Here is a 24,946-nt window from a genome sequence, read left to right on the forward strand (position 1 = left end):
CCGCAATGGTCATTTCACAAGAGAAAGGTGTTCCGCTACCGGGCCTAAGGCGAGGGCGGGGATAAAGGTCAGGGCGCCGACCAACAGAACTGTGCCGATCAACAGGCCGATAAAGAGCGCGCCGTGCGTGGGCAACGTGCCGACGCCCGCCGGCTGCGCTTTTTTCGCGACCAGCGAGCCCGCTATCGCCATCACCGGAATGATGACCAGAAAACGGCCCAGCAGCATGCAAACCGCCAGCAGCAGGTTCCAGAACGGCGTGTTGGCGCTCAGGCCTGCAAAGGCGCTGCCGTTGTTGTTGGCGCCGGAGGAGACGGCGTAAAGCACTTCGCTAAAGCCGTGGATGCCTGGGTTATAGATGCCCGCGCGTCCGGCGTCGGTCATCATGGCGAGCGCGGTGCCGAGCAGCACCAGCGCAGGCGTAACCAGGATAGCCAGCGCGGTCATTTTCATTTCGCGTACGTCGATTTTTTTGCCAAGGTATTCCGGCGTGCGGCCAATCATCAGCCCGGCGATAAACACCGCCAGCAGCACGAACAGCAGCATGCCGTAAAGCCCGGAGCCCACGCCGCCGAAGACCACTTCGCCAATCTGCATCAGCCACAGCGGGATCATGCCGCCAAGCGCGGTGAAGGAGTCGTGCATCGCATTGACCGCGCCGCAGGACGCCGCGGTGGTAACCACGGAAAAGAGGCTGCTCGCCAGAATGCCGAAGCGGCTCTCTTTACCTTCCATGTTAATGGCGCTATCCGCGCCGAGCGTCAGGAAATGGCTGTTGCCCTGGGTTTCGGCCCACATCACCACCGCGACGCAGACGACGAAGATAATGCTCATCGACCAGAGAATGGCGCGCCCCTGGCGAGCGTCGCCGGTCGCTTCGCCAAAGGTGAAACACAAGGCGGCGGGGATGAGGAAAATCGCCAGCATCTGCACGAAATTGGTCAGCGCGGTCGGGTTTTCAAAAGGGTGCGAAGAGTTGGCGTTAAAGAAACCGCCGCCGTTGGTGCCGAGCATCTTGATAGCCTCCTGCGAAGCGACAGGCCCCATCGGCAGCAGCTGTTTCGCCCCTTCCAGCGAGGTATAAGGCTGATAATCAGCAAAATTCTGAATGGCGCCCTGCTGGATAAAGACCAGGGCGATAACCAGCGATATCGGCAGCAATACCCAGAGCGTAACGCGAGTAAGGTCTTTCCACGCGTTGCCAAGCGTCGTCACGGAATGACGGGCAAAGGCGCGGATAAGGGCAAACACCACGGCGATGCCGGTCGCGGCTGAGAGGAAATTTTGCACCGTCAGCCCGGCCATCTGGCTGAAATAGCTGACCGTGCTTTCGCCCGCGTAAGACTGCCAGTTGGTGTTAGCCACAAAACTGACGGCCGTGTTGAGCGCCAGATGCCAGCTTAAGCCAGGCAGCTGCTGCGGGTTTAGCGGCAGCGAACCTTGCAGCATCAGAATGGCGAAAAGCACGACTAGCCCCAGCGTGTTGAAGAGCAAAATGGCCAGCAGGTAACGCTTCCAGCTCATCTCTTCGTTGCCCACGCCGGTAAACGACCAGAGCCATTTCTCCACTTTGCCGACGACAGGCAGCGGTCCGTCTTCAACGAACCGCGCAAGCACGCTGCCGAGCGGTTTCGCCAGCAGCAGAAGCACCAGCAGAAAACTGGCGATAAGTAAAAAAGCGGGAGCCGCCATCAGAACGCCTCCGCTTTAACCAGGGCATACACCAGGTAGCCCAGCAACAGGAAAACCAGCACCACGCCAGCTATCACGCCTGCACTCACAATCCACCTCCAGTGGGGTATTCAGGATGGCGTGAGCTTAGAAATTCGCGCGCAAAGATGTCGCAAAAAAAACGCGGCGGGGTGTAAAAAAAATATAAAAAAAGCAAAAACCATTATTTAACTAAGGGTTAGTATTTATTTAACCGTTTTGTAACTTATTTACGGGAGAAATGTAAATATCGCGCTCATAGGCCAGAAATAGTGGTCGGAGGAGTAGTAAAATTACAAACAAAACGATACTATTTTAACCAGCTAACCACTTATCACTTTTCGGCGCTTTTTCGCCGGGTCACTTAAAGGGGAGAAACCTATGTCTTTATATAAAGAATTTCCAGCGCATCGGATCTTCCTGCGTCGCGCTCTGGTGATTGTTGCGGGCGTGCTCGCGTTGCCGGTCATGCTGTTCTGGAAAGATCGCGCTCGTTTTTACAGCTATCTGCACCGCGTCTGGGCGAAAACCAGCGATAAACCCGTCTGGATGGCGCAATCTGAACAGGCTGCCTGCGACTTTTACTAAGCCAGTCAATACCAGCCGAAAAAACCGCCGTAAAGGCGGTTTTTTTATTGCCGAAGGGTTGGCGGTCTTTTACAGCGCAGGCTTGGTGTGCCGCCATTCGCTGCGTTATCACTGTCGCTAAGAAGGCGAAACGGTTAACAGCGGGGGACCGCGTAATGAAGCAAAATCTCTTGTCGTCTCGTTGTTGATGGTGTGATGACGGTGGAAGAGGGAAATATTATTGTTTCTGGCGATACGTTTTTGCTTTCCGTCATCACGCAGGTCAAGTAGCGTTAAGGCTGCCCTCTCGGGCGGCCTTTTTCTTTTTGGCCTGGCTACAATTGGAAGATGTAGCGCGTAAGGAGCGGTTATGAGTGAAAAAATCCCTGTTGGCATCAGCGCCTGTTTGTTAGGGGACAACGTAAGATTTGATGGTGGGCATAAGCGGCTTACTTTTGCCGTCGATGAACTGGCCCCGTGGGTGCGCTTTGAGCCTGTTTGCCCGGAAATGGCTATCGGCCTGCCGGTGCCGCGTCCTGCGCTGCGGCTGGTTAAGCTGTCGGCAGGCGGCGTCGCGCTACGCTTTAGCGATAAGCGGGAAGGCGACTTAACCGCCGCGATGCAGGATTTCGCAGAGGAGCGCATCGCCCGTTTTGAGCATCTTTGCGGTTATATCGTCTGCGCCAAATCCCCCAGTTGCGGTATGGAGCGGGTACGCGTGTATGACGAAGAGGGAAAAAATAACCGTAAGGCCGGGCGCGGCATCTATACCGAAGCCCTGATGCGTAAATTCCCCTGGCTGCCAGTGGAGGAAGATGGACGACTGCACGACCCGCTGATTCGGGAAAATTTTGTCGAACGCATCTATACCCTGTTTGAACTTAACGAACTCCATAAAAACGGGCTGACCCGCGGCGGGCTTATCGCTTTCCACAGTCGTTATAAATTGCTGCTGCTGGCGCATTCGCAGGCGCAATACCGCGAACTGGGGCGTTTTGTCGCCGCGATAGATAAGTGGGAAAACCTGGAGGCGTATTTCGTTGAGTATCGCCAGCGGCTGATGGATTTGTTGTCGCATCAGGCGACCCGCCGCAACCACACCAATGTGCTGATGCATGTGCAGGGCTATTTCCGCCCGCACCTCAACGCACGTCAGCGCCAGGAGCTTGCCGAGCTTATCGACCGCTACCGCCAGGGAACGCAGCCCCTGCTCGCACCGGTAACATTGCTGAAACATTATATGGCAGAATACCCGGATGCCTATCTTGACCAGCAGCGCTATTTCGAACCCTATCCGGAAGCGTTGCGTCTGCGTTACGGCCATTAAAACAGGAGTGTTATGACCACCCATCTGGTCTGGTTTCGCGCGGATCTGCGCATCCACGACAATCTGGCGCTGGCCGCCGCCTGCCGCGATAAAAACGCCGCCGTGCTTGGCCTGTTCATCGCCACGCCGCAGCAGTGGCAAGACCACGCGATGGCGCCCCGTCAGGCCGCTTTTCTCTGGCAGAACCTTCAGGCGCTGCAGACAGCCCTGGCGGAGCGGGGCATTCCGTTGCACGTGCGGGAAGTCGCCACCTTTGCTGAGTCTGTAGAGGAAATAAAACAGGTTTGCGCGGAGCATCAGGTCGACGCGCTCTTCTATAACTACCAGTATGAGCTGAACGAGCATCGCCGCGATCGGCAAGTGGAGCGACGTCTGGAGGGCGAAGTGGTCTGTCAGGGGTTTGACGACAGCGTGCTGTTGCCGCCAGGCAGCGTTACGACCGGCAACGGCGAGATGTACAAAGTCTTCACCCCTTTCAGCCGGGCGTTTATTCGCCGCCTGCAGGAAGGCCTGCCGGAGTGCGTGCACGCGCCGAAAGCGCGGGAAGGCGGGGCGCTCATCCCTGTCTCGCCGCTAAAGCCATTTGATTATCCGCAACACGCGGTTGATGAGACGCTGTTTCCGGCAGGCGAGCAGGCGGCGCTGGCGCGGCTGCGCCATTTCTGCCAGCAGAAGGCGGCGCGCTATCCCGACGAGCGTGATTTCCCGGACCGCGACGGCACCAGTCGGTTATCCGCCTGGCTGGCGCTGGGCGTGCTCTCGCCGCGTCAGTGCCTGCACCGGCTGGTGGCCGAACAGCCAGGCGCGCTGGAAGGCGGTCCCGGCGCGGTGTGGCTTAACGAGCTTATCTGGCGTGATTTCTATCGCCATCTGCTGACCGCCTGGCCGACGCTCAGCCGCCACAAGCCCTTTATCGGCTGGACGGACAAGGTGCGCTGGCAGCAAAACGACGACCACTTTCAGGCCTGGTGCGAAGGCAAAACGGGATATCCGATTGTCGATGCCGCCATGCGCCAGATGAATGAAACGGGCTGGATGCACAACCGGCTTCGGATGATAACCGCCAGCTTTCTGGTAAAAGATCTGCTTATCGACTGGCGGCGGGGCGAGCGTTATTTTATGACGCAACTTATTGATGGCGATTATGCCGCGAACAACGGCGGTTGGCAGTGGGCCGCCTCAACGGGCACCGACGCCGCGCCTTATTTTCGCATTTTTAACCCCACGACCCAGGGCGAGAAGTTCGATGCGCAGGGCGAGTTTATTCGCCGCTGGCTGCCGGAATTGCGCCATATTCCCGACAAGGCGGTGCATCAACCCTGGGCATGGGCGGAGAAACGGGGCGCGCGGCTTGATTACCCGCGCCCGATTGTCGATCACAAAGCGGCTCGCGCCGCCACGCTCGCGGCCTACGAGGCTGCACGGAAAACGCATTAAGAGAACGATGATGAAAAATACCGAACTGGAAACGCTAATCAATCAGAAGCTCAACAGCGCAGGCTTCAGCGACTATGCGCCAAACGGCCTGCAGGTTGAAGGACGCGACGAGATCCGCAAAATCATCACCGGCGTGACCGCAAGCCAGGCGCTGCTGGATGAGGCGGTGCGCCAGCAGGCGGACGCCGTCATTGTTCATCATGGCTATTTCTGGAAAGGCGAGTCGCCGGTCATTCGCGGCATGAAGCGCAACCGCTTAAAAACGCTGCTGGCTAATGACATCAACCTTTACGGCTGGCACCTGCCCCTGGACGCGCATCCGGAGCTTGGGAATAACGTGCAGCTGGCGCGTCTGCTGGGGATTGAAGTGAAAGGCGAAATCGAGCCGCTGGTGCTGTGGGGCGAGCTTTCTATGGCGGTGCCCGGGCTGGAATTCGCCTCCTGGCTTGAGGCGCGGCTCGGGCGTCGTCCGCTCTGGTGCGGCGATACCGGGCCTGCGCAGGTCAAACGCGTGGCGTGGTGCACCGGCGGCGGTCAGAGCTTTATTGATGCGGCGGCGCGTTTCGGCGTGGACGCTTTTATTACGGGCGAGGTTTCTGAACAGACTATTCACTCCGCCCGTGAACAGGGGCTGCATTTCTATGCGGCAGGTCACCATGCCACTGAACGCGGCGGCATTCGCGCGCTGAGCGAGTGGCTGCAGGAAGAAACCGATCTCGATGTGACGTTCATCGATATCCCGAACCCGGCATAAAGGGGAGCTTAAGTGCAAAGAGCACGTTGTTATCTGTTGGGTGAAAGCGCGGTAGTGCTGGAGCTTGAGCCGCCCGTCACGCTGGAAAGCCAGCGCCGTATCTGGTGGCTGACGCAGCGTCTGGCCGATGTCCCTTCGGTGGTGGAAACCATTCCGGGCATGAATAACATCACCGTTGTGTTGCGGGAGCCAAAAGCGCTGGCGCTGGACGCCATTGAGCGCCTGCAACGCTGGTGGGAAGAGAGCGAAGCGATGGACCCGCCTTCGCGGCAGGTAACCCTGCCGGTGATTTACGGCGGCGACATGGGGCCGGATCTGGCCGACGTGGCGCGCCACACGGGGCTAAGCGAGAAGCAGGTCGTGGAACAGCACGCCGCCGGGGAGTATGTCGTCTATTTTGTCGGCTTCCAGCCAGGTTTTCCTTACCTTGGCGGCTTGCCTGCCGCGCTCGCTACGCCCAGGCGTGCGGAGCCGCGCCTGAGCGTGCCGGCCGGCTCGGTCGGCATCGGCGGCAACCAGACCGGCGTCTATCCGCTGCCCACGCCCGGCGGGTGGCAAATAATCGGCCGCACGCCGCAGGCGCTGTTTGATCCCACCCAGGAGCCGCCAGGGCTGTTGATGCCCGGCGATACCGTGCGCTTCGTGCCGCAAAAGGAGGGCGTATGTTAATCATACTTCGTGCCGGAATGCATACGACGGTACAGGACAGCGGACGCTTTGGCTGGCGTCAGTTCGGCGTAAGCCGCAGCGGCGCCATGGATACGCCCGCGCTGCGCATCGCCAACCTTCTGGTGGGCAATGACCCGGACGCCGCGGCGCTGGAGATAACGCTCGGCCAATTTCGCGTGCAGTTTACAGAAGATTGCTGGTTTGCCTTAACCGGCGCGGGCTGCGAGGCGCAACTGGATGGGCATGCGGTATGGACAAGCTGGCGCATCGCGGCGAAAGCCGGCCAGACGCTGACGCTGAAATCCCCGCAGCATGGCATGCGCAGCTACCTTGCGGTGGCAGGCGGCCTGGATGTGCCGAAAGTGATGAACTCCTACAGCACCGATCTCAAAGCGGGCTTCGGCGGTTTTCACGGACGCCCGCTGCGCGACGGCGACGAACTGGCGCAGCTGCCTTCCGCGCGCCATTTCCGCGAATCGCGTGGCGTGAAGCCGCTGTTCTGGGGCAACCGTATCCGTGCGCTGCCGGGGCCGGAGTATCACGAGTTTTCACACGCTTCGCAGGAAGCGTTCTGGCGCGCGCCATGGCAACTCAGCCCGCAAAGCAACCGCATGGGTTACCGGCTGAACGGCCAGCCGCTGGCGCGCACTACCGACCGCGAGCTGGCTTCTCATGGCCTGATGCCGGGCGTGGTGCAGGTGCCGCACAACGGCCAACCTATCGTGCTGATGAACGACGCTCAGACCACCGGCGGCTACCCGCGCATCGCGTGCGTTATTGAAGCGGATCTCTATAAACTCGCGCAGTTGCGCCTGGGCGAGCCGATTCACTTCGTGCAGTGCACACTGGAGGAGGCGCTGGCGGCGCGTGAAGATCAGCAGCGTTATTTCGATCAACTGGCCTGGCGACTGAATGATGAAGATTGACCTGAACGCGGATCTCGGTGAAGGCTGCGGCGATGACGGCGCGCTGATGCCGCTTATCTCCTCGGCCAATATCGCCTGCGGTTTTCACGCGGGCGATGCACAGACGATGCGGGAAAGCGTGCGGCTGGCGCTGGCGCATCATGTCGCTATCGGCGCGCATCCTTCCTTTCCCGATCGCGAGAATTTCGGCCGTACGGCGATGCAGCTGCCGCCAGAAACGGTTTATGCCCAGACGCTGTACCAGGCGGGCGCCTTAGCCGCTATCGCCCGTGCCGAAGGAGGCGTGATGAAGCATGTGAAGCCCCATGGCATGCTTTACAACCAGGCGGCACGGGAGCCGCTACTGGCCGATGCCATTGCCCGCGCGGTGAAAGCGCTGGATGCGCGCTTAATCCTGGTGGGCCTTGCGGGCAGCGAGCTAATTCGCGCGGGCGTGCATTATGGCCTGGCGACCCGGGAAGAGGTGTTCGCAGACCGGGGATATCTGGCGGATGGTTCGCTGGTGCCCCGCAGCGAGCCGGGCGCGCTGATTGAGGATGACGACGAGGCGGTAGCGCGTACGCTTGACATGGTGCTCAACGGCCAGGTACGGAGCCGGGAAGGCGGTTTTGCGAAAGTCAACGCTCAGACGGTCTGCCTGCACGGCGACGGCGCGCACGCGCTGGCGTTTGCGCGTCGGCTGCGCGAGGCTTTCGAACAGCGCCAGATTGCGATCAGCGCGGGTTAAAGACGCCCGGTCACTAAAAGCCCGTCGCTTGCGGCGGGCATGTGCTCAAAGCGAAGCCGCAGCCCGCGCGGCGGTATCATAAAGCGAAGAGATGGTGCGCAGCAGCTGGGCCGTATCGCCAATGGAAGAACCCGGTATGCCGCTTTCCACCTGAATAGCGATAAGGCAGGCTTCGCGCACATCCCGGTATCGCATACACAACGCTTTTCCCTCCTCGGTGGTAGAAAAATAGAGCTCTTTACCCACCTTTTCGCTGGTCACATAACCTGCCTTAACCAGTTTTTTCAGCGCGTAAGTCACGACATGCGTGTCCTCTACATTCAGCACAAAACAGATATCCGCGAGCTTTTTCTTGCGGTTGCGGTGGTTAACGTGATGCAGGAGCGAGACGTCAAACGCGCCCATATCGGGTTCGCCCGCAGCGGTCATACAGCGCACCATCCATTTGTTAAACGCGTTGCTGGTCATGATCAGCGCATATTCCAGCTCCGATAATTCCGCGCAGCGCTCCGAAACCAGGTGGCGGGAAGAGACGATGCGACCATCGCTGATATCGTCGTTATTCGTTGATGCAGAAGCAGTTTTCCGGGCCATAACTTCCCTTACATAAATGTGATTATTAGCAAAAAATATAAAACCGAACGGATAAAATAAAAACATTTTATTGATAAATTGTTTACATATTATGGGCGTTCGGATATAGCTTTTTGACTCAGGGTCTGCGCAGGTTTCGCGCATTCACAGGACCTGTCGTACATACACAACAACCGTTCGCCGCAATGCCACACGCTTCGCCCTGATGGGAAGTATTAAAAAAATAGCCTTCGGCGTGCAACGCTCACTTTAGATAGGGTCACGTTTTATGGACAGTTCCACACTGTTGCCGCTTATCGGGATACCGATAGTGGTTATAGGTTTTGCGCTGCGCTTCAACCCGCTGCTGGTCGTGGTGGTCGCGGGTCTGGCGACGGGGTTGCTGGTCGGCATGGATTTCGGCATGTTGCTGGAAACCTTTGGCGAGAAGTTTGTTAACAGCCGCTCGCTGGCAACGTTTATTTTGATCCTGCCGGTCATTGGCCTGCTGGAGTATTACGGGCTCAAAGAGCGCGCTCAGGCCTGGGTGGCGAAAATCGCCAGCGCAACCTCGGCGCGTATTTTGATGCTCTATTTTGTGGCGCGCGAAGGGACGGCGGCGCTGGGCTTGATGTCGCTTGGCGGTCACGCGCAAACCGTGCGCCCGCTGCTGGCGCCGATGGCGGAAGGGGCGGCGCTTAACGAATATGGCGAATTGCCGCAGCATATCCGCGACAAAATCAAAGCCCACGCCGCCGCCTGCGACAATATCGCCGTGTTCTTTGGCGAAGATATTTTTATCGCGTTCGGCGCGGTGCTGCTGATTGACGCTTTCCTGAAAGAGAACGGCATTACGGGCATTGAGCCGCTGCACATCGGCCTGTGGGCGATTCCTACCGCTATCGCGGCGCTGATTATCCATATGATTCGTCTGTTGCGTCTGGATGCCAGCATCCGCCGCGACGTGATGGCCTGGAAAGCGGAGCAGGGCAAGCAGGAGGTAGCGCAATGAGTACGCTGATAACCATCAACCGCGTTTATTACCTCATCGGCTTTATCGTTATGCTGCTGGTAGTGATGACGCTGCGCGACCGCGGCAACCCGAAACGCTTTACCACCGCGCTGTTCTGGTTTCTGTTCGGCGGGATTTTCCTGTTTGGCGATTTAATGGTGCAGGAGCTTGGTAAATCGCTGGCGTACCGGATTATCGGCGGCGGCGTTATCGTCATCGCCCTGCTGGCCGGTTTTGGCCTGGTCGGGAAGGGGCATTACAAAATGTCCACCGAGCCTGAGCGCGTCGCTTCGTCTGAACGTCTGAAGAACTGGCTCTTTTTGCCGGCGCTGATGATCCCTGTCGTGACGGTGCTGGGCACGCTGTTCCTGAAAGGTGTCGCGGTCGGCGGCGTTTTCCTGCTCGACCAGAAACAGCTGACGCTCGCTGCGCTTAGCGTGGCATGCATCGCCGCTATCCTGACCGGCTGGTGGCTGACGCGCGGCACGCCGCTGCATGCGATTCGCCAGTCCCGCCGGCTGGTGGATACGATCGGTTGGGCGATTATTCTGCCGCAGATGCTCGCTATGCTTGGCGGCGTGTTTGTGGCGGCGAACACGGGCGACTCGGTGCAAAAAGTGGTGAGCCTGTTCGTCGACCCGGAAAACCGCTTCATGCTGGTGGTGATTTACTGCATCGGCATGGCGCTCTTCACCATGATTATGGGCAACGCCTTCGCCGCTTTCCCGGTATTAAGCGCCGGCATCGCCCTGCCGTTTTTGATTCATCACCATCATGGCGACCCGGCTCCGCTGCTGGCGATTGGCATGTATGCCGGCTATTGCGGCACGTTGATGACGCCGATGGCGGCGAATTTTAATATCGTCCCTGCGGCGCTGCTGGAGCTGAAGGATAAATATCAGGTTATTAAAGTTCAGATCCCCACCGCGCTGCCGCTGCTGGCGGTGAATGTCTTGTTAATGTATTTCCTCGTGTTTCGCTAAGGGCGGCGCGGTGTACCTAAGGAGCTGTTATGGAATTAACGCAACATCAGGCTGACGCCTTCGCCCGGATGCCTTTAACCTATTTGCGTCAGGAATACCCGAACCACATTATGCACTTGCTCAATGATGATGGTGACGTATTGCCGCCCCGCGAACTGCATCCCATTTTTTATGGCTGCTTTGACTGGCACTCGGCGGTGCATGGTTACTGGCTGCTGCTGCGCTGTTTGCGCCTTTACCCGCAACTGTCGTGCCGCGAGGAGATTATCGCCCTGTTTGACGAGCACGTTACCGACGAGAACGTGGCGCAGGAGCTGGCCTATTTTACCGCGCCGTTCCGCGCCTCGTTTGAGCGTCCCTATGGCTATGGCTGGCTGCTGGCGCTGGCCCAGGAGCTGAAGCAGGCTTCGCTGCCGCAGGCCGAACGCTGGCATCAGACGCTGGAGCCGCTCACGCAGGATATTCGCGCGAGGCTTATGGATTACCTTAGTAAGCTGACATACCCGATACGCGTGGGTACGCATTACAACACGGCTTTTGCGCTGGCGCTGGGGCTGGATTATGCGCGATCGCTGGAAGACAACGCTCTGGAAAGCGCCATACTGGACGCGGCTAATCGTTATTATCTTCACGATACACACTATCCGGCGCACTACGAGCCGGGCGGCGATGAGTATATTTCCGGCTCGTTGACCGAAGCGCTGCTGATGAGCAAGGTGGCGGATAACTTCCCGGCGTGGTTTGATGCTTTCCTGCCGCAGGCGGCCTCGGTTTCGGCGTTGATGAACCCGGCGCAGGTGAGCGATCGCACCGATCCGAAAATCGCTCATCTTGACGGACTTAACCTCAGCCGCGCCTGGTGCATGAAGCACATCGCGAAGGCGTTGCCGGAAAACCATGCGGCGCAGACCGCGTTAAAAGAGGCGGTGGCGCGCCATCTTTCGGCGAGCGTTGAACACGTGGTGGGAAGCCACTACAGCGGCGGACACTGGCTCGCAAGCTTCGCGCTGCTGGCGCTGGAGTAACGCCCTGAACCGCCGTCTGCCAACGGCGGTTTTTGTTTGCGGGATAAATACTGAAGCGGCATCGGCCGTTAAGCATGCGCGGCGTTTTACGGCTAAGGTTATGCAGGAGCATAAAACGTAAAACGAGGGGCGGCGCCATGCGGCGTCAGCCCGAAACGAAAAGGATGAAGCATGCCGGAAGGACCGGAAATCCGTCGCGCGGCGGATAAGCTTGAACAGGCTGTCGCAGGCAAGCCGTTAACGCACGTCTGGTTTGCCTTTCCCGCGCTGAAAACGTTCGAAGCCTCGCTGGTCGGCGAACGGGTGGAGCGTCTGGAAACGCGGGGTAAAGCGCTGCTGACGCACTTCTCCAATGGGTTAACGCTTTATAGCCATAACCAGCTGTATGGCGTATGGCGAGTGGTGAAGGCCGGTGAAACGCCGCAGACCACGCGCAGCCTGCGGGTGCGGCTGGAAACCAAAGAGGCCGCCGTGCTGCTTTACAGCGCCTCGGAGATAGAAATGCTGGATGCCGAAGGCGTGGCGGCGCACGCGTTTTTGCAGCGGGTGGGGCCGGACGTGCTGGATATGTCTTTAACGGTGGAAGAGGTTAAGGCCCGGCTGTTAAGCCCGCGCTTTCGCCGTCGCCAGTTCAGCGGCTTACTGCTCGACCAGGCGTTTCTGGCGGGGCTTGGCAACTATCTGCGGGTGGAGATCCTCTGGCAGGCGCAGCTTGCGCCGCGTCATAAGGCGGCGGCGCTGAGCGAAGCGCAGCTGGATGCGCTCGCGCATGCCTGCCTCGCCATTCCACGCCTCTCTTACCAGACGCGAGGGCAGGCGGATGAAAACAAACACCACGGCGCGCTGTTTCGCTTCGAGGTGTTCCATCGGGCAGGGAAAAAGTGTCGACGCTGCGGGGGGATCATTGAAAAAACCACGCTCTCCTCGCGGCCTTTTTACTGGTGCCCGGCGTGCCAGCACTAACAGAACAGCCATAAAAAAACGCGCCCGAAGGCGCGTTTTTCTTGATAAGCATTAACCGCAGGCGATCAATGCTTCTCCAGGTCTGATTTGAAATCACGCTGCGTGTAGCCGGTATAGAGCTGACGCGGACGCGCAATTTTCATGCCTTCGCTGTGCATTTCATTCCAGTGGGCTATCCAGCCAACGGTACGAGCCATGGCGAAAATCACGGTGAACATAGAAGACGGAATGCCCATCGCTTTCAGGATGATGCCGGAGTAGAAGTCTACGTTCGGGTAGAGTTTCTTCTCAATGAAGTACGGGTCGTTCAGGGCGATATTTTCCAGCTCCATCGCCACTTCCAGCAGGTCGTCTTTGGTGCCCAGCTCTTTCAGCACTTCGTGGCAGGTTTCGCGCATGACGGTAGCGCGCGGGTCGTAGTTCTTGTAAACGCGATGACCAAAGCCCATCAGGCGGAAAGAGTCGTTTTTGTCTTTCGCGCGACGTACGAATTCCGGAATGTGCTCCACAGAACTGATCTCTTCCAGCATCTTGAGCGCCGCTTCGTTGGCGCCGCCGTGCGCCGGTCCCCACAGGGAGGCGATGCCGGCCGCGATGCAGGCGAACGGGTTAGCGCCGGAAGAGCCTGCGGTACGGACGGTGGAGGTAGATGCGTTCTGCTCGTGGTCAGCGTGCAGGATAAGGATGCGATCCATCGCGCGTTCCAGCACCGGGTTCACCTCGTAAGGTTCGCACGGTGTGGAGAACATCATATTCAGGAAGTTGCCTGCATAGGAGAGGTCGTTGCGCGGATAAACGAACGGCTGGCCGATAGAATATTTGTAACACATCGCCGCCATTGTCGGCATCTTGGAGAGCAGACGGAACGCCGCGATTTCACGGTGGCGCGGGTTATTCACATCCAGCGAGTCGTGATAGAACGCCGCCAGCGCGCCGGTCACGCCGCACATCACCGCCATCGGGTGAGAGTCGCGACGGAAGCCATGGAACAGACGCGTAATCTGCTCATGAATCATGGTATGGCGGGTTACTGTCACTTTGAATTCGTCATACTGCTCCTGGGTCGGTTTTTCGCCGTAGAGCAGGATGTAGCAAACTTCGAGATAGTTAGATTCGGTGGCCAGTTGGTCGATGGGAAAACCGCGATGGAGCAGGATACCTTCGTCACCGTCGATAAAGGTGATTTTTGATTCGCAGGATGCGGTGGAGGTAAAACCCGGGTCGAAAGTAAAAACACCTTTAGAACCAAGACTACGGATATCAATTACATCCTGACCGAGCGTGCCTTGTAGCACATCCAGTTCAATAGCAGCGTCACCGTTATAAGTGATGTTTGCCTTTTTGTCAGCCATTTACGGTCTCCTTAGCGCCTTATTTGCTTAAGACTCCTAACAACTTTTTTACATTCACTTTCAGGGAGAATATTGCCAGTTTGTTGTAGGGCGCGCAGCTCTGTGTGAGGAGGAAACCAGGGTACAGAGCGATGGGCGGCTTGCAGGCAACTATTCAGAACCCGGTGAAACTACCGCAAATCAGCGTGTTAGCAGTCGGGATTCTTTAAATCTGTGTATCACTAATACCGGGCTAAATAACTTCGGTCAATAGCACTACACTGTTACATAACTTATTCTCAGCAGAAAGTGTAATGCCATAACTTTTGCGAATTATATGCCTTTTCTGGTGATGTTTGTAACAATTTTGTTTAACATTTGTCAAATCAGATGATTAAAAATTAAAATTATGTTGTTATCGTGATCCTGGTCACTGTTCCGACCAAAAGCGGCCAAAGTATTTGTATGTTAATTGTAATGATATTGTGAACATCCTATACTGCCGCCAGGTCTCCGGAACACCCTGCCGCCGCGAGCCACCCAGCGTAGTAACCCTTCGTTTAACACTGGAAGCAGTTGTTTTTGCATGACGCAGAGTTATAGAAAAGTGACGCTGTCTGACCCGCCTGCAGACCGGAGGAAGGAAACAATAAGAAAAGCATGTGGGCGCTATTCATGATAAAAAAGGTGAAAAAACAAAGACCTGTTAACCTGGATCTCACAACGATCCGGTTTCCTGTCACCGCGATTGCTTCTATCCTCCACCGCGTTTCCGGCGTGATCACGTTTGTCGCTGTCGGCATTCTGCTCTGGTTGCTCGGGCTTTCGCTCTCCTCTCAAGAAGGTTTTCTGGCCGCGTCCTCCATCATGGACAGCTTCTTCGTTAAGTTCATTCTCTGGGGCATCCTCACCGCGCTGGCTTATCACGTGGTCGTGGGCATTCGCCACATGCTGATGGACTTTAACTATCTGGAAGAGACTTTCGCCGCGGGCCAACGCTCCGCGCGTGTTGCTTTTGTTATTACTGTCGTGCTTTCAATTCTCGCAGGAGTCCTCGTATGGTAAGCAACGCCTCCGCATTGGGACGCAATGGCGTACATGACTTCATCCTCGTTCGCGCTACTGCTATCGTTATTACGCTCTACATCATCTATATGATCGGCTTTTTCGCCATGAACGGCGAGCTGACCTATGAGATCTGGCGCGGTTTCTTCGCCTCCACCTTCACCAAAGTTTTTACCCTGCTCACGCTTATCTCGATTCTGGTCCACACATGGATTGGCATGTGGCAGGTATTAACGGACTACGTTAAATCGCTCGCGCTTCGTCTGTTCCTGCAACTGGCTATCGTGGTTGCGCTTGCGGTTTACGTTATTTATGGATTCGTTGTGGTGTGGGGTGTGTAATGAATTTACCAGTCAGAGAATTTGATGCTGTAGTGATTGGCGCAGGCGGCGCAGGCATGCGCGCGGCGCTGCAAATTTCCCAGAGCGGCCAGACCTGTGCGCTGCTCTCTAAAGTGTTTCCTACTCGTTCGCACACCGTTTCCGCCCAGGGCGGCATTACCGTAGCGCTTGGCAACTCCCATGAAGATAACTGGGAATGGCACATGTACGACACGGTAAAAGGTTCCGACTACATCGGCGACCAGGATGCTATCGAATATATGTGCAAAACCGGCCCGGAAGCGATTCTGGAGCTTGAGCACATGGGGCTGCCGTTCTCCCGTCTGGACGATGGCCGCATCTATCAGCGTCCGTTCGGCGGTCAGTCGAAGAACTTCGGCGGCGAACAGGCGGCGCGCACCGCAGCCGCCGCAGACCGTACCGGCCACGCTCTGCTGCATACCCTGTATCAACAGAACCTGAAAAACCACACCACGATTTTCTCCGAATGGTATGCGTTGGATCTGGTGAAAAACCAGGATGGCGCGGTGGTTGGCTGTACCGCGCTGTGCATCGAAACCGGTGAAGTGGTCTACTTCAAAGCCCGCGCGACCGTGCTGGCGACGGGCGGCGCAGGCCGTATTTACCAGTCCACCACCAACGCCCACATCAATACCGGCGACGGCGTCGGCATGGCGCTGCGCGCGGGCGTACCGGTGCAGGATATGGAAATGTGGCAGTTCCACCCGACCGGCATCGCGGGCGCCGGCGTGCTGGTGACGGAAGGCTGCCGCGGCGAAGGCGGCTATCTGCTGAACAAACACGGCGAGCGCTTCATGGAGCGTTATGCCCCGAACGCCAAAGACCTGGCGGGCCGCGACGTAGTGGCGCGCTCCATCATGATAGAAATCCGCGAAGGTCGCGGCTGCGACGGTCCGTGGGGCCCGCACGCCAAGCTGAAGCTCGACCACCTGGGTAAAGAGGTGCTGGAGTCCCGTCTGCCGGGCATCCTGGAACTTTCCCGCACCTTCGCCCACGTTGACCCGGTAAAAGAGCCGATTCCGGTTATCCCGACCTGTCACTATATGATGGGCGGCATTCCGACCAAAGTGACCGGCCAGGCGCTGACCGTGAACGCGCAGGGCGAAGATGTGGTGATCCCAGGCCTGTTCGCGGTAGGCGAAATCGCCTGCGTATCCGTGCACGGCGCCAACCGCCTCGGCGGCAACTCGCTGCTCGATCTGGTGGTCTTCGGCCGCGCGGCGGGCCTGCATCTGCAGGAGTCTATCGCCGAGCAGGGGCCGCTTCGCGATGCGAGCGACTCTGATGTGGAAATGTCTCTTGAACGTCTCAACCGCTGGAACAACAACCGCAACGGTGAAGATCCGGTGGAAATTCGCAAAGCGCTGCAGGAGTGCATGCAGCATAACTTCTCGGTGTTCCGCGAAGGCGATGCCATGGCGAAAGGGCTTGAGCAGCTGAAAACGATCCGCGAGCGCCTGAAAAACGCCCGTCTGGACGACACCTCCAGCGAGTTCAACACCCAGCGCGTAGAGTGCCTGGAGCTCGACAACCTGATGGAAACCGCTTACGCCACCGCTGTTTCTGCGAACTTCCGTACCGAAAGCCGTGGTGCCCATAGCCGCTTCGATTATCCGGATCGCGATGACGAAAACTGGCTGTGCCACTCGTTGTACCTTCCGCAAAGCGAATCCATGACCCGCCGCGAGGTGAACATGGAGCCGAAATTGCGTCCGGCGTTCCCGCCGAAAGTGCGTACTTATTAATTGCGGAGAGACGGTGATGAAACTCGAATTTTCTATCTATCGCTATAACCCCGATGTCGACGACGCGCCGCACATGCAGGATTACGTCCTGGAGCAGGAAGAAGGGCGCGACATGATGCTGCTGGACGCGCTCATGCTGCTGAAGGAGAAGGACCCTACGCTGGCGTTTCGCCGCTCCTGCCGTGAAGGGGTCTGCGGCTCCGACGGCCTGAACATGAACGGTAAAAACGGTCTGGCGTGCATCACGCCGATCTCCGCCCTCGGCAACGGCAAGCAGAAAATTGTTATCCGTCCGCTGCCCGGTTTGCCGGTTATTCGCGACCTCGTGGTGGACATGGGGCAATTCTATGCCCAATATGAGAAGATTAAGCCTTACCTGTTGAATAATGGGCATAATCCGCCAGCGCGTGAGCATCTTCAGACGCCGGAGCAGCGTGAAAAACTCGACGGTCTTTATGAGTGTATTCTTTGCGCCTGCTGTTCGACCTCGTGCCCGTCGTTCTGGTGGAACCCGGACAAGTTCATCGGGCCGGCAGGGCTGCTGGCGGCGTACCGTTTCCTTATCGACAGCCGCGATACGGAAACCAACGAGCGCCTCGATGGCCTGAGCGATGCTTTCAGCGTATTCCGCTGCCATAGCATCATGAACTGCGTCAGCGTATGTCCGAAGGGCTTAAACCCGACGCGCGCCATTGGGCACATCAAATCGATGCTGCTGCAGCGCGGTGCGTAACTGACCGAAATATGCCGGGAGCCTGGGCTCCCGGCAGTATAAAGCGTAAGCAGGAAACCTTTAAAAACCGCTAATTGTAGTAGCACCAGTAATCGATGCGTTCAGCGCGAGGCAAGGCGGCAACTGAGCGCATCCCCGGGAGCATAGTGGACTATGTGACCGGGGTAAGCTCAGGCAGCCAACGCAGCCGCAGCCTGAAGGCAGAAGATTAATGGCAGTTTTTAAAGGTTCCTTCGCGGGCCCCACAAAGAAGAGCTCGCAAGTGAACCCTGGGACGTGCGTCTTACCGCGTACGTTGTAGTTATCCACGGCGAAATAAGCATACTGATGCTTAAGGGATCACGATGCAGAACGGCGCAATGCAAGCCTGGCTGGACTCTTCTTATCTCTCTGGCTCGAACCAGAGTTGGATAGAACAGCTCTATGAAGACTTCTTAACCGATCCTGATTCAGTGGACGCCCACTGGCGCTCCATGTTCCAGCAGTTGCCTGGCACCGGAGCCAGACCGGATCAATTCCATTCCAAAACGCGTGATTATTTTCGTCGCCTGGCGAAGGATGCCTCACGTTACACTTCCTCGATTACCGACCCTGACGCTGATGTTAAGCAGGTTAAAGTCCTGCAGCTGATTAACGCCTACCGTTTTCGCGGTCATCAGCAGGCTAATCTGGATCCGCTGGGTTTGTGGAAACAGGATCGCGTAGCCGATCTCGACCCGGCGTTTCATAACCTGACCGAGGCCGATTTCCAGGAAACCTTTAACGTAGGCTCCTTCGCTGGCGGCAAAGAGGCGATGCAGCTCGGCGAGCTTATCGAGGCGCTCAAGCAGACCTACTGCGGCTCCATCGGCGCGGAATACATGCACATTACCTCCACGGAAGAGAAGCGTTGGATCCAGCAGCGCATTGAATCGGTGGTGGGCCACGCAAGCTTTAGCGTGGAAGAGAAAAAGCGCTTTCTTGGCGAACTGACCGCGGCGGAAGGGCTGGAGCGTTATCTGGGCGCCAAGTTCCCGGGAGCGAAACGTTTCTCGCTCGAAGGCGGCGATGCGTTAATCCCGATGCTCAAAGAGATGATTCGCCACGCCGGCAAAAGCGGCACCCGTGAAGTGGTGCTGGGCATGGCGCACCGCGGTCGTCTGAACGTGCTTATTAACGTGCTGGGTAAAAAACCGCAGGATCTCTTCGACGAGTTTGCAGGCAAACACAAAGAGCACCTCGGCACCGGCGACGTGAAATACCACATGGGCTTCTCGTCCGACATCGAAACCGAAGGCGGCCTGGTGCACCTGGCGCTGGCGTTCAACCCGTCGCACCTTGAAATTGTAAGCCCGGTAGTGATGGGCTCCGTGCGCGCGCGTCTGGATCGTCTGGACGAACCGAGCAGCAACAAAGTGCTGCCGATAACTATCCATGGCGACGCGGCGGTTACCGGCCAGGGCGTGGTTCAGGAAACCCTGAACATGTCGAAAGCGCGCGGTTACGAAGTGGGCGGCACCGTTCGCATCGTAATCAACAACCAGGTGGGCTTCACCACCTCCAACCCGCTGGATGCGCGCTCCACGCCGTACTGCACCGACATCGGCAAGATGGTGCAGGCGCCGATTTTCCACGTGAACGCGGACGACCCGGAAGCGGTGGCGTTTGTTACTCGCCTGGCGCTCGATTTCCGCAACACGTTCAAACGCGATGTCTTTATTGACCTGGTGTGCTATCGCCGTCACGGCCACAACGAAGCCGACGAACCGAGCGCAACCCAGCCGCTGATGTACCAGAAAATTAAAAAGCATCCGACCCCGCGCAAACTCTATGCCGACCAGTTAGAGCAGGAAAAAGTGGCGACGCTGGAAGACGCGACCGAAATGGTCAATCTCTACCGCGACGCGCTGGATGCCGGCGAATGCGTGGTGAAAGAGTGGCGACCGATGAACATGCACTCCTTTACCTGGTCGCCATACCTCAACCATGAGTGGGACGAAAGCTACCCGAACAAGGTTGAGATGAAGCGGCTGCAGGAGCTGGCTAAGCGCATTAGCACCGTGCCGGATAGCATCGAAATGCAGTCGCGCGTAGCGAAAATTTATGCCGACCGTCAGGCGATGGCGAACGGCGAAAAACCGTTTGACTGGGGCGGAGCGGAAAATCTGGCTTACGCTACGCTTGTTGATGAAGGCATTCCGGTGCGTCTGTCGGGCGAAGACTCCGGTCGCGGCACCTTCTTCCACCGTCACGCGGTCGTGCACAATCAGACCAACGGCTCCACCTATACGCCGCTGCAGCACGTGCATAACGGGCAGGGCCAGTTCAAAGTCTGGGACTCCGTGCTTTCCGAGGAAGCGGTGCTGGCGTTTGAATATGGTTACGCCACCGCTGAGCCACGCACGCTGACCATCTGGGAAGCGCAGTTTGGCGACTTCGCCAACGGCGCGCAGGTGGTGATTGACCAGTTCATCAGCTCCGGCGAGCAGAAATGGGGCCGTATGTGCGGCCTGGTGATGCTGCTGCCGCACGGCTACGAAGGCCAGGGGCCGGAACACTCCTCCGCACGCCTGGAACGTTATCTGCAATTGTGCGCTGAGCAGAATATGCAGGTTTGCGTACCTTCCACGCCAGCGCAGGTGTACCACATGCTGCGTCGCCAGGCGCTGCGCGGTATGCGTCGTCCGCTGGTGGTAATGTCGCCGAAATCCCTGCTGCGTCATCCGCTGGCGATTTCAAGCCTTGATGAGCTGGCGAACGGCACGTTCATGCCGGCTATCGGCGAAATCGATGAGCTGGATCCGAAAGAAGTGAAACGCGTGGTGCTCTGCTCCGGTAAGGTTTACTACGACCTGCTGGAACAGCGCCGCAAAAACGATCAAAAAGATGTGGCCATTGTCCGTATCGAGCAGCTTTATCCGTTCCCGCACCAGGCGGTGCAGGAGGCGCTTAAGCCGTTCGCGCACGTACATGACTTCGTCTGGTGTCAGGAAGAGCCGCTTAACCAGGGCGCATGGTACTGTAGCCAACACCACTTCCGTGAAGTGATTCCGTTTGGGTCCGCGCTGCGTTATGCAGGCCGCCCGGCCTCCGCCTCTCCGGCGGTAGGGTATATGTCCGTTCACCAGAAACAGCAACAAGATCTGGTTAATGACGCGCTGAACGTCGATTAATAAAAGGATAAATAATGAGTAGCGTAGATATTCTTGTTCCCGACCTGCCTGAATCCGTTGCTGACGCAACCGTCGCCACCTGGCATAAAAAACCAGGCGATGCGGTCACTCGCGATGAAGTGCTGGTAGAAATCGAAACTGACAAAGTGGTACTGGAAGTACCGGCGTCGGCTGACGGCATTCTGGATGCTGTGCTGGAAGAAGAGGGCACCACCGTGACCTCTCGCCAGATCCTCGGCCGCCTGCGTGAGGGTAACAGCGCAGGCAAAGAGAGCAGCGCCAAAGCCGACGCTAAAGAATCGACGCCTGCGCAGCGTCAACAAGCTTCTCTGGAAGAACAAAACAATGACGCGCTGAGCCCGGCTATTCGCCGCCTGCTGAGCGAACATGACCTTGACGCCAGCGCCATCAAAGGCACCGGCGTAGGCGGCCGCCTGACCCGTGAAGATGTCGAAAAGCATCTGGCGAAAGCGAAATCCGCGCCGGCGCAAAGCGCCAAAGCGCCTGAGCAGCAGCCTGCCGCAGCGCAGCCGACGCTTGGCAACCGCTCAGAAAAACGCGTACCGATGACCCGCCTGCGCAAGCGTGTGGCGGAGCGTCTGCTGGAGGCGAAAAACTCCACCGCCATGCTGACCACCTTCAACGAAGTGAACATGAAGCCGATTATGGATCTGCGCAAGCAGTACGGCGATGCCTTCGAGAAGCGTCACGGCATCCGCCTGGGCTTTATGTCCTTCTACGTTAAGGCGGTCGTGGAAGCGCTCAAGCGCTACCCGGAAGTTAACGCCTCTATCGACGGCGAAGATGTGGTTTACCACAATTACTTCGACGTCAGCATGGCGGTTTCCACGCCACGCGGTCTGGTAACGCCGGTACTGCGCGACGTTGACCTGCTGGGCATGGCTGATATTGAAAAACGCATCAAAGACCTGGCGGTGAAAGGCCGTGACGGCAAGCTGACCGTTGAAGATCTCACTGGCGGCAACTTCACCATCACCAACGGCGGCGTTTTCGGCTCGCTGATGTCCACGCCTATCATCAACCCGCCGCAGAGCGCGATCCTCGGCATGCATGCCATTAAAGATCGCCCGATGGCGGTAGATGGCAAGGTCGAGATCCTGCCTATGATGTATCTGGCGCTCTCCTACGATCATCGTCTGATCGACGGCCGCGAATCGGTAGGCTTCCTGGTGGCCATCAAAGAGCTGCTGGAAGATCCGACTCGTCTGCTGCTGGACGTGTAGCAACGCGGGAGCGCGCTCCCGACTTTTACCCTGTGGCCGCTCCGGAAGGGGCGGCGTCAGTACCCGAGCGTAACGGCTCTTAAGTCTTAATGGATAGAACACATGAACTTACACGAATATCAGGCGAAACAACTGTTTGCCCGGTATGGCTTACCGGCGCCGGTGGGTTATGCCTGTACTACCCCGCGTGAAGCAGAAGAAGCCGCGTCTAAAATCGGTGCAGGTCCGTGGGTAGTTAAATGTCAGGTTCACGCAGGCGGTCGCGGTAAAGCGGGCGGCGTGAAAGTGGTTAAGAGCAAGGAAGAGATCCGCGCTTTCGCTGAGCAGTGGCTGGGCAAACGTCTGGTGACCTACCAGACAGACGCTAACGGCCAGCCGGTAAACCAGATCCTGGTGGAAGGCGCAACCGATATCGATAAAGAGCTTTATCTTGGCGCGGTTGTCGACCGCGGCACCCGTCGCGTGGTCTTTATGGCCTCTACCGAAGGCGGCGTGGAAATTGAAAAAGTGGCGGAGGAAACCCCGCACCTGATCCACAAAATGGCGCTTGATCCGCTGACTGGCCCCATGCCGTACCAGGGCCGCGAGCTGGCGTTCAAACTGGGCCTGGAAGGCAAGCAGGTTCAGCAGTTCACCAAAATCTTCATGGGTCTGGCGACGTTGTTCCTTGAGCGTGACCTGGCGCTGGTAGAAATTAACCCGCTGGTTATCACCAAACAGGGCGACCTGATTTGCCTCGACGGCAAACTGGGCGCGGACGGCAACGCGCTGTTCCGCCAGCCGGATCTGCGTGAAATGCGCGACCACAGCCAGGAAGACGCCCGCGAAGCGCACGCTGCGCAGTGGGAGCTGAACTATGTGGCGCTGGATGGCAACATCGGCTGCATGGTGAACGGCGCGGGCCTTGCGATGGGCACCATGGACATCGTTAAGCTGCACGGCGGCCAGCCGGCGAACTTCCTTGACGTGGGCGGCGGCGCGACCAAAGAGCGCGTGACCGAAGCGTTCAAAATCATCCTGTCTGACGACAAAGTGAAAGCCGTTCTGGTAAACATTTTCGGCGGTATCGTACGCTGCGACCTGATTGCCGACGGCATCATCGGCGCGGTGGAAGAAGTGGGCGTAAACGTGCCGGTGGTGGTGCGTCTTGAAGGCAACAACGCTGAACTTGGCGCGCAGAAACTTGCTGAAAGCGGCCTGAATATTATTGCGGCGACAAGCCTGACGGATGCTGCGCAGCAGGTCGTTGCTGCGGTGGAGGGGAAATAATGTCTGTTTTAATTGATAAAAACACCAAAGTCATCTGCCAGGGCTTTACCGGCAGCCAGGGGACTTTCCACTCCGAGCAGGCGATTGCGTACGGCACCCAGATGGTCGGCGGCGTAACGCCGGGCAAAGGCGGCACCACTCACCTGGGCCTGCCGGTGTTCAATACCGTGCGTGAAGCCGTCGAAGCGACAGGCGCTACCGCCTCCGTTATTTACGTTCCGGCGCCGTTCTGTAAAGACTCCATCCTGGAAGCTATCGATGCAGGCATTAAGCTGATTATCACCATCACCGAAGGTATCCCGACGCTGGATATGCTGACCGTGAAAGTGAAGCTTGATGAAGCAGGCGTGCGCATGATCGGTCCGAACTGCCCGGGCGTTATTACCCCAGGCGAATGCAAGATAGGCATCATGCCGGGCCACATTCATAAGCCTGGCAAAGTGGGCATTGTTTCCCGCTCTGGTACATTGACCTATGAAGCGGTTAAGCAGACTACCGATTACGGCTTCGGCCAGTCTACCTGCGTAGGCATCGGCGGCGACCCGATCCCGGGCTCCAACTTCATCGATATCCTGAAGTTGTTCCAGGAGGATCCGCAGACGGAAGCTATCGTGATGATCGGCGAGATCGGCGGCAGCGCGGAAGAAGAAGCGGCGGCGTACATTAAAGATCACGTCACGAAGCCGGTTGTCGGCTACATCGCGGGCGTTACCGCGCCGAAAGGCAAGCGTATGGGCCATGCGGGCGCCATCATTGCAGGCGGCAAAGGCACAGCGGACGAGAAATTTGCTGCTCTGGAAGCGGCTGGCGTGAAAACCGTTCGCAGCCTGGCCGACATCGGCGACGCGCTGAGCACTATCCTGAAATAAACCGTTTCCTCGTTACCGAGGAAACAAGAAGTCCGATTCCATCTTTCGACATGGTTGGCCACCTCCGGGTGGCCTTTTTTATGCCCTGACTCCAAGGCGCGTCGTGACAGGCAGAACTGCCACGACAGGCGCGCAATAGCGTTTACTCTCCGCCACCGCGTTTTTCCATAACCTGATTTGATTATCTCGCAGGGGAGGGGCGAATAGCGTTGCTTGACGTTTTTCTGTGGCCGTACCGCGCCAGTCGCTGGCGCATGCCGCGTTATCCATCAATTTTGTTAACGCTCCTTTTTGGCAAAAAAAAGCTGTTTTAAGTAAAACTTTTGTGCGCAGCGAGCGAAAAAGGCAGGCTGTTGAATTTTAACGGGCAAAAAATAAGGGATGCAGGAAAGATAAAAGCGCCGTTTATCAGGAAAAAAAGAGGTTAACGCGAATCATCACAGCTGTTTAATTGTTAATTAAATGCTGCATTAATGGAATGAACTTGCTATATCGCGGGGCGG

The 24,946-nt window shown here is 57.6% G+C and carries 23 protein-coding genes; 19 read left to right on the plus strand and 4 right to left on the minus strand.

The window, feature by feature from the left end; genetic code table 11:
- Nucleotides 1–9: 9 nt before the first annotated feature.
- Nucleotides 10–1,692 carry a potassium-transporting ATPase subunit KdpA gene (gene kdpA, locus ACU4F7_RS06570; protein WP_029592237.1) on the minus strand — a complete coding sequence of 561 codons (1,683 nt, stop codon included), beginning with the start codon at nt 1,690–1,692 and terminating at the stop codon, nt 10–12.
- Nucleotides 1,692–1,781, minus strand: coding sequence for a K(+)-transporting ATPase subunit F (kdpF, locus tag ACU4F7_RS06575; RefSeq protein WP_071788469.1), 90 nt, complete (start codon nt 1,779–1,781; stop codon nt 1,692–1,694). Before kdpF ends, kdpA begins: the two co-directional genes overlap by 1 nt.
- Before the next feature lie 310 nt (nt 1,782–2,091).
- Here kdpF and ACU4F7_RS06580 point away from each other — a divergent pair, with 310 nt between their 5' ends.
- The 7 genes from ACU4F7_RS06580 to pxpA all read left to right on the plus strand — a co-directional run bounded on the left by ACU4F7_RS06580 (nt 2,092) and on the right by pxpA (nt 8,117).
- A complete protein-coding gene (locus tag ACU4F7_RS06580; protein ID WP_029592238.1) occupies nt 2,092–2,298 on the plus strand; it encodes a YbfA family protein in 207 nt (68 codons plus the stop codon).
- Between the two features lie 349 nt (nt 2,299–2,647).
- Nucleotides 2,648–3,604: a YbgA family protein gene (locus ACU4F7_RS06585; protein ID WP_481638291.1), complete on the plus strand. Its 957-nt coding sequence runs from the start codon at nt 2,648–2,650 to the stop codon at nt 3,602–3,604.
- A 12-nt stretch (nt 3,605–3,616) separates the two neighbouring features.
- Nucleotides 3,617–5,041 (plus strand): deoxyribodipyrimidine photo-lyase, encoded by a 1,425-nt coding sequence (gene phrB / locus ACU4F7_RS06590; RefSeq protein WP_481638292.1) that lies wholly within the window; start codon nt 3,617–3,619, stop codon nt 5,039–5,041.
- 10 nt (nt 5,042–5,051) lie between these two features.
- Nucleotides 5,052–5,795, plus strand: a complete 744-nt coding sequence (locus tag ACU4F7_RS06595; RefSeq protein WP_481638703.1) for a type 2 GTP cyclohydrolase I — start codon at nt 5,052–5,054, stop codon at nt 5,793–5,795.
- 12 nt (nt 5,796–5,807) lie between these two features.
- Nucleotides 5,808–6,464, plus strand: coding sequence for a 5-oxoprolinase subunit PxpB (pxpB, locus tag ACU4F7_RS06600; RefSeq protein WP_024560876.1), 657 nt, complete (start codon nt 5,808–5,810; stop codon nt 6,462–6,464).
- Nucleotides 6,458–7,390 carry a 5-oxoprolinase subunit PxpC gene (pxpC, locus tag ACU4F7_RS06605; RefSeq protein WP_024557149.1) on the plus strand — a complete coding sequence of 311 codons (933 nt, stop codon included), beginning with the start codon at nt 6,458–6,460 and terminating at the stop codon, nt 7,388–7,390. Before pxpB ends, pxpC begins: the two co-directional genes overlap by 7 nt.
- Entirely contained in the window at nt 7,380–8,117 is a 738-nt protein-coding gene (pxpA, locus tag ACU4F7_RS06610) for a 5-oxoprolinase subunit PxpA (RefSeq protein WP_481638704.1), read from the plus strand. The genes pxpC and pxpA overlap by 11 nt, the downstream gene beginning before the upstream one ends.
- A gap of 45 nt (nt 8,118–8,162) precedes the next feature.
- Here the strand turns inward: pxpA and ACU4F7_RS06615 are convergent, their stop codons facing one another.
- The gene (locus tag ACU4F7_RS06615; protein WP_029592243.1) at nt 8,163–8,711 is read right to left on the minus strand and encodes a winged helix DNA-binding protein; all 549 of its coding nucleotides are present in this window, start codon (nt 8,709–8,711) and stop codon (nt 8,163–8,165) included.
- A 268-nt stretch (nt 8,712–8,979) separates the two neighbouring features.
- Here ACU4F7_RS06615 and ACU4F7_RS06620 point away from each other — a divergent pair, with 268 nt between their 5' ends.
- From ACU4F7_RS06620 to nei, 4 genes are all read left to right on the plus strand, one after another.
- The gene (locus tag ACU4F7_RS06620) at nt 8,980–9,702 is read left to right on the plus strand and encodes a DUF969 domain-containing protein (protein ID WP_029592244.1); all 723 of its coding nucleotides are present in this window, start codon (nt 8,980–8,982) and stop codon (nt 9,700–9,702) included.
- Nucleotides 9,699–10,685, plus strand: a complete 987-nt coding sequence (locus ACU4F7_RS06625) for a DUF979 domain-containing protein (protein WP_024557145.1) — start codon at nt 9,699–9,701, stop codon at nt 10,683–10,685. The genes ACU4F7_RS06620 and ACU4F7_RS06625 overlap by 4 nt, the downstream gene beginning before the upstream one ends.
- A gap of 29 nt (nt 10,686–10,714) precedes the next feature.
- Nucleotides 10,715–11,710 carry a DUF2891 domain-containing protein gene (locus ACU4F7_RS06630; RefSeq protein WP_481638293.1) on the plus strand — a complete coding sequence of 332 codons (996 nt, stop codon included), beginning with the start codon at nt 10,715–10,717 and terminating at the stop codon, nt 11,708–11,710.
- Between the two features lie 171 nt (nt 11,711–11,881).
- Nucleotides 11,882–12,673 (plus strand): endonuclease VIII, encoded by a 792-nt coding sequence (nei, locus tag ACU4F7_RS06635; protein ID WP_481638294.1) that lies wholly within the window; start codon nt 11,882–11,884, stop codon nt 12,671–12,673.
- A gap of 65 nt (nt 12,674–12,738) precedes the next feature.
- Here the strand turns inward: nei and gltA are convergent, their stop codons facing one another.
- Nucleotides 12,739–14,025 (minus strand): citrate synthase, encoded by a 1,287-nt coding sequence (gene gltA / locus ACU4F7_RS06640; protein WP_024557142.1) that lies wholly within the window; start codon nt 14,023–14,025, stop codon nt 12,739–12,741.
- Between the two features lie 639 nt (nt 14,026–14,664).
- Between gltA and sdhC the strand changes: the two genes are divergently transcribed.
- The 8 genes from sdhC to sucD all read left to right on the plus strand — a co-directional run bounded on the left by sdhC (nt 14,665) and on the right by sucD (nt 24,443).
- On the plus strand, nt 14,665–15,069 hold the full coding sequence (gene sdhC, locus ACU4F7_RS06645) for a succinate dehydrogenase cytochrome b556 subunit (RefSeq protein WP_024557141.1): 405 nt from the start codon (nt 14,665–14,667) through the stop codon (nt 15,067–15,069).
- On the plus strand, nt 15,063–15,410 hold the full coding sequence (gene sdhD, locus ACU4F7_RS06650) for a succinate dehydrogenase membrane anchor subunit (RefSeq protein ID WP_024557140.1): 348 nt from the start codon (nt 15,063–15,065) through the stop codon (nt 15,408–15,410). Before sdhC ends, sdhD begins: the two co-directional genes overlap by 7 nt.
- Nucleotides 15,410–17,176, plus strand: coding sequence for a succinate dehydrogenase flavoprotein subunit (sdhA, locus tag ACU4F7_RS06655; RefSeq protein WP_024557139.1), 1,767 nt, complete (start codon nt 15,410–15,412; stop codon nt 17,174–17,176). The genes sdhD and sdhA overlap by 1 nt, the downstream gene beginning before the upstream one ends.
- A 16-nt stretch (nt 17,177–17,192) precedes the next feature.
- On the plus strand, nt 17,193–17,909 hold the full coding sequence (locus ACU4F7_RS06660; RefSeq protein WP_029592249.1) for a succinate dehydrogenase iron-sulfur subunit: 717 nt from the start codon (nt 17,193–17,195) through the stop codon (nt 17,907–17,909).
- Between the two features lie 344 nt (nt 17,910–18,253).
- Complete coding sequence (gene sucA / locus ACU4F7_RS06665; protein ID WP_029592250.1) at nt 18,254–21,061, plus strand: 2-oxoglutarate dehydrogenase E1 component; 2,808 nt, start codon at nt 18,254–18,256, stop codon at nt 21,059–21,061.
- A 14-nt stretch (nt 21,062–21,075) separates the two neighbouring features.
- Nucleotides 21,076–22,305 carry a 2-oxoglutarate dehydrogenase complex dihydrolipoyllysine-residue succinyltransferase gene (gene odhB / locus ACU4F7_RS06670; protein WP_029592251.1) on the plus strand — a complete coding sequence of 410 codons (1,230 nt, stop codon included), beginning with the start codon at nt 21,076–21,078 and terminating at the stop codon, nt 22,303–22,305.
- 102 nt (nt 22,306–22,407) lie between these two features.
- Nucleotides 22,408–23,574, plus strand: a complete 1,167-nt coding sequence (gene sucC / locus ACU4F7_RS06675; protein ID WP_024557135.1) for an ADP-forming succinate--CoA ligase subunit beta — start codon at nt 22,408–22,410, stop codon at nt 23,572–23,574.
- Nucleotides 23,574–24,443, plus strand: a complete 870-nt coding sequence (gene sucD, locus ACU4F7_RS06680) for a succinate--CoA ligase subunit alpha (RefSeq protein WP_024552427.1) — start codon at nt 23,574–23,576, stop codon at nt 24,441–24,443. Before sucC ends, sucD begins: the two co-directional genes overlap by 1 nt.
- Nucleotides 24,444–24,946 lie beyond the last annotated feature (503 nt).

The organism is Franconibacter pulveris (assembly GCF_056780215.1).

Bases quoted from the DNA above. Each gene is read 5' to 3' on its own strand.
- kdpA (WP_029592237.1), bottom strand. From the start codon at position 1,692: ATGGCGGCTCCCGCTTTTTTACTTATCGCCAGTTTTCTGCTGGTGCTT.
- ACU4F7_RS06580 (WP_029592238.1), top strand. From the start codon at position 2,092: ATGTCTTTATATAAAGAATTTCCAGCGCATCGGATCTTCCTGCGTCGC.
- ACU4F7_RS06585 (WP_481638291.1), top strand. From the start codon at position 2,648: ATGAGTGAAAAAATCCCTGTTGGCATCAGCGCCTGTTTGTTAGGGGAC.
- phrB (WP_481638292.1), top strand. From the start codon at position 3,617: ATGACCACCCATCTGGTCTGGTTTCGCGCGGATCTGCGCATCCACGAC.
- ACU4F7_RS06595 (WP_481638703.1), top strand. From the start codon at position 5,052: ATGAAAAATACCGAACTGGAAACGCTAATCAATCAGAAGCTCAACAGC.
- pxpC (WP_024557149.1), top strand. From the start codon at position 6,458: ATGTTAATCATACTTCGTGCCGGAATGCATACGACGGTACAGGACAGC.
- pxpA (WP_481638704.1), top strand. From the start codon at position 7,380: ATGAAGATTGACCTGAACGCGGATCTCGGTGAAGGCTGCGGCGATGAC.
- ACU4F7_RS06615 (WP_029592243.1), bottom strand. From the start codon at position 8,711: ATGGCCCGGAAAACTGCTTCTGCATCAACGAATAACGACGATATCAGC.
- ACU4F7_RS06620 (WP_029592244.1), top strand. From the start codon at position 8,980: ATGGACAGTTCCACACTGTTGCCGCTTATCGGGATACCGATAGTGGTT.
- ACU4F7_RS06625 (WP_024557145.1), top strand. From the start codon at position 9,699: ATGAGTACGCTGATAACCATCAACCGCGTTTATTACCTCATCGGCTTT.
- ACU4F7_RS06630 (WP_481638293.1), top strand. From the start codon at position 10,715: ATGGAATTAACGCAACATCAGGCTGACGCCTTCGCCCGGATGCCTTTA.
- nei (WP_481638294.1), top strand. From the start codon at position 11,882: ATGCCGGAAGGACCGGAAATCCGTCGCGCGGCGGATAAGCTTGAACAG.
- gltA (WP_024557142.1), bottom strand. From the start codon at position 14,025: ATGGCTGACAAAAAGGCAAACATCACTTATAACGGTGACGCTGCTATT.
- sdhC (WP_024557141.1), top strand. From the start codon at position 14,665: ATGTGGGCGCTATTCATGATAAAAAAGGTGAAAAAACAAAGACCTGTT.
- sdhD (WP_024557140.1), top strand. From the start codon at position 15,063: ATGGTAAGCAACGCCTCCGCATTGGGACGCAATGGCGTACATGACTTC.
- sdhA (WP_024557139.1), top strand. From the start codon at position 15,410: ATGAATTTACCAGTCAGAGAATTTGATGCTGTAGTGATTGGCGCAGGC.
- ACU4F7_RS06660 (WP_029592249.1), top strand. From the start codon at position 17,193: ATGAAACTCGAATTTTCTATCTATCGCTATAACCCCGATGTCGACGAC.
- sucA (WP_029592250.1), top strand. From the start codon at position 18,254: ATGCAGAACGGCGCAATGCAAGCCTGGCTGGACTCTTCTTATCTCTCT.
- odhB (WP_029592251.1), top strand. From the start codon at position 21,076: ATGAGTAGCGTAGATATTCTTGTTCCCGACCTGCCTGAATCCGTTGCT.
- sucC (WP_024557135.1), top strand. From the start codon at position 22,408: ATGAACTTACACGAATATCAGGCGAAACAACTGTTTGCCCGGTATGGC.
- sucD (WP_024552427.1), top strand. From the start codon at position 23,574: ATGTCTGTTTTAATTGATAAAAACACCAAAGTCATCTGCCAGGGCTTT.